General features: G+C 56.2%; 10 protein-coding genes and 1 pseudogene. 8 read left to right on the forward strand and 3 right to left on the reverse strand.

The window, feature by feature from the left end:
• Window positions 1-502: 502 nt before the first annotated feature.
• Window positions 503-634 (reverse strand): annotated as a pseudogene (locus AAE027_RS32200) (IS66 family transposase); the annotation flags it as partial.
• Window positions 635-1,462: 828 nt separating this feature from the next.
• Between AAE027_RS32200 and AAE027_RS32205 the strand changes: the two are divergent.
• The 3 genes from AAE027_RS32205 to AAE027_RS32215 all read left to right on the forward strand — a co-directional run bounded on the left by AAE027_RS32205 (window position 1,463) and on the right by AAE027_RS32215 (window position 3,892).
• Complete coding sequence (locus AAE027_RS32205; protein ID WP_370990002.1) at window positions 1,463-2,902, forward strand: NAD-dependent succinate-semialdehyde dehydrogenase; 1,440 nt, start codon at window positions 1,463-1,465, stop codon at window positions 2,900-2,902.
• Between the two features lie 140 nt (window positions 2,903-3,042).
• Window positions 3,043-3,201: a hypothetical protein gene (locus tag AAE027_RS32210; protein ID WP_370990001.1), complete on the forward strand. Its 159-nt coding sequence runs from the start codon at window positions 3,043-3,045 to the stop codon at window positions 3,199-3,201.
• Between the two features lie 481 nt (window positions 3,202-3,682).
• A complete protein-coding gene (locus tag AAE027_RS32215) occupies window positions 3,683-3,892 on the forward strand; it encodes a hypothetical protein (RefSeq protein ID WP_370989999.1) in 210 nt (69 codons plus the stop codon).
• Window positions 3,893-4,637: 745 nt separating this feature from the next.
• Here AAE027_RS32215 and AAE027_RS32220 read toward each other — a convergent pair.
• A complete protein-coding gene (locus AAE027_RS32220; protein ID WP_370989998.1) occupies window positions 4,638-5,009 on the reverse strand; it encodes an AtuA-related protein in 372 nt (123 codons plus the stop codon).
• On the reverse strand, window positions 4,997-6,355 hold the full coding sequence (locus AAE027_RS32225; RefSeq protein WP_370989997.1) for an acyclic terpene utilization AtuA family protein: 1,359 nt from the start codon (window positions 6,353-6,355) through the stop codon (window positions 4,997-4,999). The genes AAE027_RS32220 and AAE027_RS32225 overlap by 13 nt, the downstream gene beginning before the upstream one ends.
• Before the next feature lie 86 nt (window positions 6,356-6,441).
• On the opposite strand from AAE027_RS32225, the gene AAE027_RS32230 reads away from it, so the two are divergent.
• From AAE027_RS32230 to AAE027_RS32250, 5 genes are all read left to right on the forward strand, one after another.
• The gene (locus tag AAE027_RS32230; protein WP_370989996.1) at window positions 6,442-7,380 is read left to right on the forward strand and encodes a LysR family transcriptional regulator; all 939 of its coding nucleotides are present in this window, start codon (window positions 6,442-6,444) and stop codon (window positions 7,378-7,380) included.
• Window positions 7,381-7,773: 393 nt separating this feature from the next.
• Window positions 7,774-8,826, forward strand: a complete 1,053-nt coding sequence (locus AAE027_RS32235) for an extracellular solute-binding protein (protein WP_370989995.1) — start codon at window positions 7,774-7,776, stop codon at window positions 8,824-8,826.
• A 131-nt stretch (window positions 8,827-8,957) separates the two neighbouring features.
• Window positions 8,958-10,403, forward strand: a complete 1,446-nt coding sequence (locus AAE027_RS32240; protein WP_370989994.1) for a M20/M25/M40 family metallo-hydrolase — start codon at window positions 8,958-8,960, stop codon at window positions 10,401-10,403.
• A gap of 1,322 nt (window positions 10,404-11,725) precedes the next feature.
• On the forward strand, window positions 11,726-12,607 hold the full coding sequence (locus AAE027_RS32245; protein WP_370989992.1) for an ABC transporter permease: 882 nt from the start codon (window positions 11,726-11,728) through the stop codon (window positions 12,605-12,607).
• Window positions 12,597-13,397, forward strand: coding sequence for an ABC transporter permease (locus AAE027_RS32250; protein WP_370989991.1), 801 nt, complete (start codon window positions 12,597-12,599; stop codon window positions 13,395-13,397). The genes AAE027_RS32245 and AAE027_RS32250 overlap by 11 nt, the downstream gene beginning before the upstream one ends.
• Window positions 13,398-13,406: the final 9 nt, after the last annotated feature.

Consider the following 13,406-nt stretch of genomic DNA (forward strand, 5'->3'; position numbering starts at 1 on the left):
GCAAGCCAATCAGGCTGCCTGACTGACGGCCCCGCGGTCCTCACCGGATGCTTACCCCATGTGTGGGGTCAATCGAGGAAGGGTAAGAATGTCGTCCGACATACGACGGCAAAAGAGCGTTATGCTCGCGCGCTGGCTTCCGTGATGGAATGGTGTCGGGTCAACCTGCATCGTCCATTCCGGGAACAGCACGCCCACTTGTCGCGGGTGATCCGGGGGCACTGCGCCTACTACGGCATCTCCGGAAACGGCCGACGGATCAGATGGTATCACCACCAGCTCATGCGGATATGGAAGAAATGGCTCGCACGGCGTGGCCGTCACAGCAATCTGCCGTGGTCGCGCTTCCGGGCCATGCTCGCGCGATACCCGCTGCCGTCAGCCAAGATCGTCCACCAATATGCCGTACCCTTAGTGAAGCTTACGCGTGAAAAACCGGATGCGGGAAATCCGCTCGTCCGGGTCTGCGAGGGGCGGGGATGGCGACATCCCCGCCTACTCGGCACGCCGCCTCGATGATCGGGCCGTCCTTGCGAGTGGCCTCGTAGAGCCTGCCAAAGCCGGCGTAAGCGTCGGCCTGCATCAGTCCGGCATAGCCCGCCAGATGCTGCTCCGGATGAGCACCGCCACGATCGGCGCGGCGGATCGATTGAGATCGAAGCCGTTGGACTTGGGCACTGCGCCTATCACTGTCCATAAGGACAGTACTCAACAACATGCCTCATTCGGCAAGGCGGCCTTCTCAGGCAGAAAATCCGTTTATGCCGCTGTCTGATCTTACGGAGCCTGCTTTAGATACGCAAGTCGTTCGGCGAACGATCAAAATAACTGGCTCAATGGTGCTTTCGAGCGGAGCCTCTTCAACCGTGCCTGCCGCGCTTTAGCAGAAACCCCCGCCAATTCGCCTATCGCAGATGAATGTTTTGGACGATCTCAGGGATGCGGCGTCTGTATTGCGATAGCCTTGAGGTGGATTGCGACGCCGAATGCCGGTGCCATGCAGGAAATCGTCCCAAGGGCGGTGGATACGACGCAAATGCATTCGCGAGACTCAGTATCTTGGATTCATAGGCATTCGAGCAATGACTGACTTTCAAATAGTCTTTCGAGTATTCGGCAGCCGGCGCGTCTACCTTGGTCAAGCAGAGAGCCAGCTCAGAGAAAGCTCATAAGGGCCGCGATGCAAGAAGATTTCAAGAATGATGGCCGAGGTATTGCGGTCATTCATTCCCTTTATCGAACGCTGTCCAATTCTGGTCGCCGCATACAAGCGCAAGGTGATTGGGCCGCTCACTATGATCGTAAAGCCGCAGAATTAAAATTCGCACACGAGGATCCAACTGGACTGACGGCGATCTCGAGTACGGGGCCCGATCTGTTGCTCTGAATCTTGCCAAGCGCAACTTAAACTTGACCATTAGTAAACCGGATAACTTGCCAACGGCAGAAAGGCGACCGACACATGTCCGAGAGCATAAGCTACAAACTTTTTATAAACGGAGCTTGGCGGTCGGGCGGTCACGGTACTGATCTGGCTCTTATCAATCCCGCTACCGCACAGGAATTCGGGCGCGTCGCCGTTGCCTCTGCATCGGACCTCGACGATGCTTTAACGTTTGCACAGGCCAGTCTGCATCGCTGGTCCAATACGCCGGCTCGTGAACGGGGAGCAGTTCTCGTTCGCGCCGCCCAAATTCTAAAAGGAAAGGTCGACGCTGCGGCAACCTCTCTTTCCAGAGAGCAAGGCAAGACCTTGGCCGAAGCGAAGGGGGAGTACGCGCGCGCGATCGAAACTCTCGAGTGGAATGGTCAACACGCAGAGGAATTGTCCGCACCGTTTCCGATAGATCAGAATAGGATGATTGTACCGGAAGCCATTGGTGTAGTTGCTGCGTTCACCCCTTGGAACTACCCAGCCGTGCTCAACGCGCGGAAACTTACCCCAGCTATCGCAGCTGGTTGCCCCGTAATCCTGAAAGCGGCTGAGGAGACTCCGAGCGCCGGCGTCTACATAGTTGAAGCCTTTGAGGAGGCCGGGATTCCATCTGGCGTTGTGAGCCTGGTTTTTGGGAATCCTTCAATGATCTCCGAGCATCTGCTCGGTTCGCCTATTGTCCGAGTGCTGTCCTTCACCGGTTCCACGCCGGTTGGCAAGCAGCTTGCGAGGCTTGCAGCAAGTAATCTACAGCGCTGTGTTCTAGAACTCGGCGGCCACTCTCCCGTCGTTGTCTTTGAAGACACAGACGTGTCCAAGGCTGTTTCTGCAATCTCCGAGTACAAGTTTAGATTCGCGGGTCAGAGCTGCAATGCTCCGAGCCGCATTCTAGTCGCGCGATCCATTTATCCGAATTTCCTGGCAAGACTCGTTCAGACCGCAGAAAAGATCAGGGTCGGTATGCCCGACGAGCCAGAGACGAACATGGGTCCAATGGCAAATGCCAGGCGTATTGAAGCCATGGCGCGTCTGACGAAAGATGCGGTCGCTCGCGGAGCAAGGGTCGAAACAGGTGGTAAACGCCTTGACCGACCAGGCTTCTATTGGCCGCCTACAATTTTGAGCAACGTTCACCCTGAATCGCGGGTGCTTCACGAAGAGCCGTTCGGACCGATCCTGACTGTTGCCCCCTTCGATACGATTGAACAGGCCATAGAGGCAGCCAATGCGACCGAATACGGACTGGCATCCTATGTTTTCAGCGATTCCCCCGAAATTCAGCAAAGAATGATCCGGAGCCTTTCGACGGGCGCTGTCAGCGTGAACTTGCTCAAAGGCGTGTCGGTGGATGCGCCACTCGGTGGTATCAAGCAGAGCGGGTATGGCTACGAGGGCGGCGTGGAGGGGCTGAGGACCTTCCAAAACATGAAGCTCGTTAACTCGACGGATGTTCTGAAGATCGAATAGACGCCTCAATCCGGCCTCGACGGCGAGCCCAAGCTTGTCTCTCTCGGTTCGCCGTAGGCGCAAGCGCAATCCACTGAAAATCGAGTTTGAGATCAATCGAGATGGTCCGGGATCTAAGATGATTCTCGATTGAGCGTGTAATGGGAAAGATTAAAGGACGTAATTCTGGCGCGGGGAACGGAAGTTTCTTCTATGACGATCAAACGGCAATTGGGGCTGGCGCTGCTCATGACGAGTTTCTCTATGTAGGCAGTCCTCTGTCGCCTGATTTTGTAGGCATCCGCATGCCGTCGCGCTAGCTAAGTATCGGACTTGTATTGTCGGACGACGTCGTCGTGTGGCTGACGTGATGAGCGGACAGTATTCAGCCGCAGGCGGGCGTGATCCAGTGTTTCACGTCGACGCAATCGAAGCCATTACCAGATCTATTGTCATACCGCGGCTTCTCGCTGCCGACGTGTCACATTTCTAGCGTACCTGTGAAGATGTCCTCGCGTATCATGGCAACCAGCGGGCACCCCTCTCGATCGAATATGGGGTGAGCCAGGCATCGCTTCGCGATGCAGCGCATCTTTCTCGAACTACGCTTGCAGAAGTGATCTGATCAGAATTCTCTTTGCCGCTGCCGGATAAGCCGGTCCCAACGTTACACCCAGAGTAGAGATTCAAGAGAAATCAAAGTCGACAAAATAATTCTCAAGTTCGTCGATGTGCTCCCACATGGGTTGATCAACTCGCACGAAAAGTTCGACGCTTCGGGCGAGACATTTTCGCAGGTTCGTGAAGTGGGTCGCCAAGCGCACGAGAGAAATCGGAAAGCTCGGTTATCACCCCGTCCTGCACTTCGACCTTTACGGTTGGATTGGTCTCGAGATTGCATGCAGGCGGAAAAGACTGTCGATCTTATCACGCGGATTGCAGATGACGTCTCGGGTTACCAGCTTCACATCGAATCCCCAGCAGATTTTGGCTTACGGAAGCTCAGCTTAACGCGTACGCCGAGATCGTTGCACTTCTGGACGAGCGTGGCAAAGCAGCCAGGATCGTGGTCGAGGAGCAATCTAATACGCTTGAACACATTCGGCACTTCGCCGAAGCAAAAGCGGCTCATCTCGCGTGAATCAAGATGCCCGACGATCGGCTCGATCGCCGACGGGCCAGAACCATCTTGACCGGGCCATTTGGGTCACCAGGGTTCGCATGCGTCGGGAAGACCGATTCTCCATCGTCGTGTCATCCTCTCGCAGACCTCGGCGGTTAAGGGTGTTGTTACGTCATCGATAGCTCCTCACTTCGCGCTCGCGTCCCTTAGCCATTAACGCATTGCGGGTGGGGCATCGCCGCAGCCGACGGATGCTTAGCTATTCAATCGTCCTCGCGACCGGGTGAATGCATAGCAATCGCGTCAGTTCGCTTGTCGGGTCAACGTCGACCAGAGCCGGTGATCCGATTTACCAATACTAGCCATCAGCGCGATGCAGTCAGCCATCACGACTGCAGCACCGAGTCGGATATCAGCCGGTTTTCGTTGGGGGGCGGGCGGGTCGCTGCGATCGATGCCCGCATCAATGCCCTCAGCTTAGCGCATCACTCAGGGGCTGGGCTTCGCGCGTGCTGGGCCGTACCATGTCACCCGTAGGCAACTGTGCGATGGAAGTGAGGCCAACCTGACATTGCTAACGTGGACTGAAGGCAATCAAGACGGGAACCGGCTTAGAAAGGTCGGGTCGGCCGGTTAGGAGCCGGTGTCCTCAGTTGCTGCTGTAGCTCTTTGCGAAATCGCGATATCGGCAGGCACGTCGATAGGCATGTCCAGCAAATGATAGCTAAGGGTTTTCCCATGAGAGTCGAGATTGAGTGCTTGTGTGACGCCTCCGTCCAGGATGTCGTCGATCACGAAGTTTAGCGCGTTGAGTTTAGGTAATTCGTAGCGTTTCACCTCGCTTGGCCTGCGGTGAGCGAACCAGGCAGCGACGGCCTCTTCCGTGACCCTGTCTTTGAGCAGAGGGTATACCTCAGACGAATAGGCGATCAGTGAGATGTTGAGACGATTGCCTTTATCGCCAGCGCGAGCATGCGCAAGAGCATGCAGCTTCATCTTTGCCATGAGCGTGGTTCTCTGATCTCGACCTTGGGACGGACGGCTCCGCGGGGTACGAAGCAGGAGAGGGCAGAAATGCGCGGACGTAATGCCACCCTGATGCCGCCACCGGCGGCCGGACCCGCGCAGTACAGGGCCTCGACTTCGGCCAACCCACGTTCGACCGAATCTCTGTCGGGCCCGGCGAATGCGACCCGGAGCCGCAAGTCCTGGCCAGGAGGGTTGCTGACCGAATCCCAGGCTCGACCTGAATCATCGGCTAAAACGCTTAACACGCCGATTACATCGCAGCGGATGCGGAGGGAATGTGGACTCCGGCGCTTTACGATCTCGCCAGCTAATCGCGCTCGCGCCAATGCATTGGGGCCGTAGTATGATATTTGCCCCTCGCCAAGCCAGCCGCCGTCGTAGCAGACTGTGACCTTCAGCGTCTGCGGCCGGGGGCGGCCAGTTACACCACCGACGTGCACCCTGTCGTCCGGCAATTCGGTGAGGTCGGCATTGGAGATGTCCGCGATAACGTCGGGCGTAAGATATTCGGCCGGGTCGTGGAGCTCGTAGAGCAGCTGTTCAGTGACGGTGCGTCGGTCCACCAGCCCGCCGCCGGTAGCTTTTCCGATGAAGAAATTGCCATCGCCGTCGATTTCCGCAATTGGGTAGCCGATAGAATCCGGACGAGGAACGTCCTTGAAACCAGGATCCGCGAAATAGCCGCCGCTTACCTGTGCGCCGCACTCAAGCAAATGGCCGGCCATGGTAGCGCGGCCAAGCCGCGGCCAGTCATGGAAAGACCATCCGAAAGCGTGAATGACGGGACCGAGCGTCAGGGATGGGTCCGCAACACGTCCGGTGACCACCACCTGTGCGCCCTCGTTCAGCGCCTCCACGATTGGTTCAGCGCCTAGGTAGACATTGGCGGAGACCAGCAATTTGGAATCGGGCAGGTTGTCGCAACAGGCGCGCAACACCTCCAGCCCTTCCGGAGACAGCACGTCGTCGCCCGTAACGACGCCAATCCGTGGGCGGACGCCGACCTCCATCCCAACTTCAGCAATGACATCGCTCGCCGCGATTGGATTGGCTGCGCCGAAGTTGCCCAGGACGGTAATTCCGCTGTCAACGCATTCCTTCAATACAGGCGTGAGCAGTTCCTTCAGTTTCGGCTCGTACCCCAGGCGTGGGTTTTGTTGTCGGCGAAGCTGCGCGAGCGCGAGCGTTCGCTCCCCTAGCGTTTCGAAGATGATCGCAGCACGTTCGCCCGATGCACGCAGGTCGCGGACCACCGCAATCGAAGCATCGAGCCGATCTCCAGAATAGCCCGCCCCAGCACCAACTAGAATGCGTTCCGACATCTCGCCTCTCAGATCCTTGATCCTATCTATCAGCCAACAAAAATAGGTGTCAAGAATAGATGCGGGATGATATATAGATATCAGTTATGAATGTTACCTTGAGACAGCTGCAGGTTTTTGTTGCTGCCAGCCGCGCGCAGTCGTTCAGCGAGGCCGCCAGCAAGCTCGGTATTTCGCAACCGAGCTTGAGCGCCACTATCGCCAAAATCGAAGAACAGTTTGGCTTTCGCCTTTTCGACCGCACCACACGCTCGCTGCTATTGACGGCGGATGGTCGTGATCTGGCGGCGGTGGCTGAAGATCTTGTTCGCGATTTCGAAGCGGCATTGGGAGGAATGGCGGCGCGATCGGCAGGCAAGCGAGGGCGTGTTTCGATCGCCGTCTTGCCTTCGATTGCAGCTGCCGTTTTGCCACGAGCATTAAGCGCATTCGCTCGTGAGTTCGCCGAAATTGATCTGACGGTCCATGATGTCTTGCAAGATCGGGCTGTCGGTATGCTGCGCAACGGCATCGTTGATTTCGCGGTCACTACGCAGACGGCAACGTATCCTGAACTGGAATTTAAAGAGCTCGCCGCCGATCCGTTTATCTTGGTCTGCAGACGCAATCATCCACTCGCGCAACACAAGATCGTGCGATGGCGCGCCGCCGCGGAGTACCCATTCATTGCGTTATCGCCCAATACTTCCGTTCGCCGCTTTGCTGACGGGGCGATGGCGCAGGCCCACGCGACAGTGCGAGCGCGCTACGAGGTGGAGCTGATCGCTTCCGCCGTAAATCTGGTTTCTGCGGGTCTCGGGATAACGGCCTTGCCCGGACTGACCCTGGCGATGTTCAATGCAGGCAAACTTGTCGTGCGACCGTTGGAAGAGCCGACCGTCCATCGCAAGCTCGGCATACTAACGTTGAAAGAGCGAAGTTTGTCTGCGCCGGCACGTTTCCTCCACGAGCGCGTCGCTGCTAGTCTTATAGACGCGTCGCGGGTCATGCTCCAAGTTAATCGCAAGCCGAGGAAATCCAGTTAGTCTTGCCCGGTTCGTCGTCCCGCTCTACGAACAAAGAGCTTTCGCTGGTCTGATGAGGTAACTGTTGAATTCGCCGAGGGCTTTCGGGGTAGCAAGGCATCTAGCTAGTATATCATCTCGCTGAACGCATCAGTTGGACTCGATATTTGGGGTCTGTCGTTGCAGCCATGAGCGGCTCAACCACTGTCCCTTGCAGTAAAGCCGCTCTAACGAGGCGGCTGCGCCGAAAACAGGTAATCAATCCAAAAGATCGTTGAAATCCTGCGTCGATCGGAGGTTATCTAATTCGGCGTGTTTCTATGAGCGGGGTGCAGGGGAGTAGGCACTCGGACTAGCCTGATCTGAGAAGCATGTAGCTGTCACTGTCACAGAGAAATAAAGAGGAGGGGGGGAATGCAAAGAAGGACGTTTTTGAAGGCCGCGAGTGCCACCGCAGTTGGTGCCGCATGTGCACCCTACGTCCATGCGCAAGCAAAAAAGTTCGCAGGCATCACACTGCGTGTGAATGGATTTGGCGGGGTGTTTGACGAAACGCTCAAAAAGTGTGTGGCTGAGCCCCTCAAAGAACAATATGACCTCAATGTGCAATTTACCGCGGGTCCAGAACAGGATGACGTCATTAAACTGATTGCGAACAAGAACAATCCTCCATTCGATATGTTTCTGGGCGATAGCCCTTACATGGTCCTGCTTGTCAATGCTGGTACCATTGAAGAGATCAGAGCATCAGATGTTCCGAACATCAAAAGGATCCTTCCGGGATTTCGCGAATTCGGCGATTACGGTGCGCCATTCAGTTTCGCTTCGTCCGTGCCCGTGTATAATTCGAAATACATCAAGGAGCCATTGACCTCCTATTCTGACATTGCCCGACCAGACCTGAAGGCTCGGGCTGTCATGCAGGCTCCAAGTACATTCGGTATGCTGCTTGCTGCCGTCGCGATCGCAGAGGAAAATGGCGGTTCTGTCTCGAATATGGAGCCGGCGTTCAAAGTGATGGAGGCCGCAAAACCAAACATTGTGGCACTCGCTGACACCACCGTTGCTGAACTTCAGATGCTTCAGAACGAAGAGGCCTGCGCGGGAATATTCTGGGATGGTCGTGCGCACGAATTGCGCACCAAGGGTGTTCCCATTGTCGCGGTTGCGCCCCCTAAGGGCATTTACTCGCTAACAACCTATATCAATGTCGTTAAGGGAACGAAATATCCGGAGGCCGCACGCGCCTGCGTTGACCAATTTCTTTCTGATCAGGGCGTGCTTGGTTTGACTCAGGCGCTTCGGTTTGGCGCGACGACGGATATCAATTTGCCGGAAGGGCTTCGGAAAGATCTTCTGTTCAATACTCCAGAGCGGAATGCCTCGAAAAGGACGGTCGACTGGCAAGCAATGATGGCAAATCGTAGTGCGTGGATTGAGAGGCTCAATAAGATTTTTCGAAGCTAGGTGGAGTGTGGTCGGATCCAATTAGCGTCTGTGTGGTCCACGAGAAACGTGAGATTGGCTGCACATTGGTGGTGAACGGACAATCGCTTGTGCCATATTGTCCCCACGCGATCCACTAGAAGGAGGTGGTTGTGAGCGTTGATTCAATTGTGCAGGACTTGCTCGGTCGGCACGACGAAATATTGGAGCGGCTTTGCGAGTTCCTCCGAATACCAAGCGTGAGCACCGATCCCGCATTCGCTGAAGGCATGCGGGATGCTCAGCAGTTTCTGCTGAGCTGGCTTAAGTCTATGGGTCTCAGTGACGTCCAGCTATTGGACGGAGGCGGCCATCCCGCTGTTTACGGTGCTTGGCATGGCGCGCCGGGAAAGCCTACGGTGCTCATTTACGGTCACTATGACGTTATGCCGCCGGACCCGGTCGAGGCTTGGCTGACTCCGCCCTTCGAACCTGCGATACGGGACGGGCGACTGTACGCGCGCGGCGCATCTGACGTAAAAGGCTCAACGGTCATTGCGCTCGAAGTCGTCGCGGCCTTTCTGAAAAAACAAGGCGGCTGCCCGGTCAACATCAAAATCTTTCTGGAAGGCGAGGAAGAAACCAGCAGCCCAAGCTTGCGCACAATCGTCGACCGTTTCGGGACATTGCTTCAGGCGGACGCAATGATCTCGGCAGATGGTGGACGGGCCAGTCCGGTCATCCCCACAATCAACATGGGTTCGCGCGGATTGGTGGAACTCGAGTTCTCGCTCCGAACTGCGGATAAGGATGTTCATTCCGGTCGTTACGGTGGTGCTATCCGCAACGCAACGCACGAGATGGCGCGTATTATCGCATCTCTGCACGACGAGCACGGTGCGATCACGATTCCGGCGCTAATGGCCGGGGTCCCACAGCCGTCGCACGAAATGCGAGCCCAGGCCAATGGTCTCCCGTTCGATGGGGCCCGTTTCATAAGCGAAGTCGGCGCGCAAGCCCATGGTGAGCCCGGCTTCTCCGTGCGCGAGCAACTAACCTTGCGCCCATCGTTGGACGTGAACGGAATTTGGGGTGGGTATACTGGTCCCGGAACTAAAACGATCGTCCCGAACAGCGCGTACGCTAAGCTCTCACTGCGGATTGCTCCGGGCCAGGATCCACGTCAGGCGAGTGAGGCGATTAAGGCGCATCTGCGCGCCAACTGTCCTCCAGGCGTGGATTTGTCGATCGTTGATCCGGAAACCGGTAGCTCGGCCTTCAGCCTCCCGACGAGACATCCTTTGGTCGTCTCGGCGCGGAAGGTTCTCCGTGAGGCAACTGGGCAGGAGCCGGTGTTAGTTCGGCTTGGCCCTACCGTTCCGATCACCGCCATATTCCGCGAAATGCTCGGAGTGGAGACCCTCATGTTCGGTTTCAATCTTCCCGACGAGGATATTCATGCGCCCAATGAATTCTTCCATATCGCCTCCATCGCACAGGGCCTCTCTGCATGGGCGCGGCTTCTTGGAGAGCTGGGGCAGTGCGATCGCGACAGCTTTCGTTCCGCAGCAAACGAGGCCGAGGAAGCTTCCCTGGCAGCTCAAAGTCTGACCGCTTGAGGGCCGGCAGGACAGAACTGTCGCTGCATTCGGTCAGCGCGAGTTTGAGGCGGTTCGTCAAGAGACCTCGCATTAGGCGCGTCTAGCGTCAGTGAAAAGTACGAGGATATGGCAATAACTATCACTCAGTCATTTGCCGTCACCGAGAGCGGGCACGTGCCCTTGCGCCGACAGCTCGCAAGCTGTTCATCAAATACTCGAACAGCATCTGCCAGGCAAAAATATGCATGCTGGAGCAGGCGCGTATGGGTGCTCCACAACCGAGGTTCGATCTCTCGGAGTACGAAGACCGCCTCAATTCGGAAGGCGATGGAGTGCTCACAGATCGATGTGCTTATTGCGACCGATCCAGGCAACATGGGTTGGCCGACGGGTTACGATGGATGGTCTTTCACTCAACACCAATGTGTGGTCGTGCGGCTCGAGGCGCCTCCGATCTGGTTCGGTCGGCAGGTCGACGCGAATGGCGCTCGAAGAACCGTCTGCATGACTGAGGACTGTATATGATTGTTTGCAGATCATTATGTCCAATCTGACCACCATCCGATTTCTGTGCTTGGAGGGATCCTTTTTCAATGAGGGTTTGGGTCTGCGACAATAGGCTTCGAAAAGGACAGCTAATACGTTACGCAATCCGCATTTGAGGCGCGCTCTCAGCGGCCGTGCCGAACGCGAACTACAAGGAAGTGGTGTGGCTGGTAAAGTGGCGGCGGATCGTCAAGTCGCCACGAGAAATGGGATATATGCGGGGGACTGGCAACATCCTTACGAAAATGTATCAGCGGCTTGCCAAGGTTCTTCGTCCGAGCGTCAAGCGGTGTGTACCGTTCTCGGCGCATCGCGCGACCGGGGTGCGGAAAATATTCCGATTTCTGCCATGTGTGGCATGAATTCTGCAGCTTGCGGGAGGTTCGCAGGAATGCTGCTAATACGGCAACTAAACGGGGTGTTGCTCAAGCGCCGCTCTTGACGGACGAAAAGCGGAGAGGAGGGTAGCTCTGGAATAGCAACGGCCATTCGGGAGTTAGTCTGCCGAGAAAGAGCTTTCCCTCCGTTCCTGTGCAGGGCTGTCCGCACCTCAAAGAAGGTAACCGGGAGACGCATCGGTATGATCCGATCGGACGCAAAACCACCAAGCCGGCTAATGGTGCGCCAGAGCCGCGCCACGACTGAGAGGTGAGTCACTAGAGAATTCTAATGCATGGATCGGGCGCTCAAACAGAGAGTCGAACGAAACAACTATCTTGTAAAGGGTGCCGCCAACTCTGTATTTTTCGCCGTAACGCACTAAGTAGAGTCGAGCCGCTTATGACAGGTCAACCGTGAAGCAGTCACTACTCAACCGCCGAGGCGCAAATGTAGCCATCCTACTGGCTCCAATGGTCTTGCTTCTAACTTGTTTTTTAGTCGTTCCGGTGCTCGGCCTGCTGAGATCGAGTTTCCTTCCTGGTAGCGATTTTCTCGAGGATAATGGATTCAGTCTGACGCAGTACGTGCGCTTCTTTTCCGATTCATTCTACTCGACGGTGCTAGTGGAAACGCTTGTCGACGGTTTTGTCGTTAGCCTCATCTGTTTGCTAGTCGGATTTCCAACCGGATATTCGCTTGCTCGCCTCCCGCCTTCAGCGCGTCGGTGGCGAACGATCATCGTCATTATGCCGCTGACGCTTAGTCTTGTCGTTGTCGTCTTTGGCTGGCTGATCATTCTTGGTCGCAATGGGCTCCTTAATTCGCTCTTCGTAAGGATGGGAGTTTTCTCCTCCCCGAAAACTCTGCTCTTCAATCGCGTCGCGGTAACAATTGTCCTGGTTCAGCAGTTCCTTCCGTTCATGATCCTGTCCGTCATGAGCGTCGTCACGCAGATCCAGCCGGTGCTCGAGCAGGCGGCCGCAAACCTCCGCGCCAATCGTTTCGTTACATTTCGTCGGGTCATCATTCCGCTAGCGATTCCTGGCATCTTGCTTGGTTTCAACCTTGTATTCGTTCTGTCTATCTCTGCGTTCATTACGCCCCGTCTGATCGGGGGGGCTCGGGTTGCGATGCTCGGAAGCCTTATCTATGAGCGCATCATGTCGGAACTAAACTGGCCCTCTGGCGCTGCCATGGCGTTTATTCTTTTCGTGAGCGGGCTCGGGTTCACAGCGGCGCTCAACGCTCTGGCGGGATCGCGCCTGATCACGAAAGGACGAGGCAATGCGCTCTGATCTCGTTGATCATGTTATGGCTGCGCTAAGTGCGGTCATTCGTGTCGTGGTTTACTCGATGCTCGCACTACCGGCGATTTTGGTCATTGTGTCATCGTTCGCCAGCGGCAACACCATGACCTTTCCTCCGGCGGGTTTTTCTCTCCGCTGGTACAAAACGGCGTTTGACAGCGAAGTGTTCATGAGCGCGCTTTGGACCAGCACATACCTCGCCGTGCTGGTCGCTAGCATCGCCCTCGTGATCGGCTTTGCCGCCGCATTCGCGATCAATCGGTTTTCCTTCCCGGGAAAGACGTTTTTGCAAGGCCTTGCCTTTTCGCCGCTAATTGTCCCGGCCGTCGTCCTGGGCATCGGACTATTGCAGCTCTTCGCGTGGTTCGATCTTACACAGACGATCTGCCCCTTGATCCTAGGTCATCTCGTTCTTGCGATCCCGTACGTCGTGCGCACGGTACTCGCGAGCCTTAGCCTGCACGATCAGCAGCTCGAGCAGGCGGCCATGAACCTGCGCGCGACACCCTTGCAAGTCGTTAGACGCATTACACTGCCGCTCATTCTGCCAGGCTTGCTGTCCGCCGCGATCTTCGCTTTTGTGACTTCGTTCGGAAACGTGACGGTTTCCGCATTTCTGACTTACGGCGGGCACGTGACTCTGCCGGTGCAGATCTTTACGTATGTCAATACGAGCTATGATCCACTTGCTGCCGCCGTATCGAGCCTAATGATCGCAGTAACGTTGGCAGTCATTCTGACAATTGAGCGCCTCATCGGGGCAGAAAGACTCGTGTAGGATAGGAGG

Origin of the sequence: Bradyrhizobium sp. DN3 (genome assembly GCF_041357655.1) — a bacterium.
Taxonomy (GTDB): domain Bacteria; phylum Pseudomonadota; class Alphaproteobacteria; order Rhizobiales; family Xanthobacteraceae; genus Bradyrhizobium.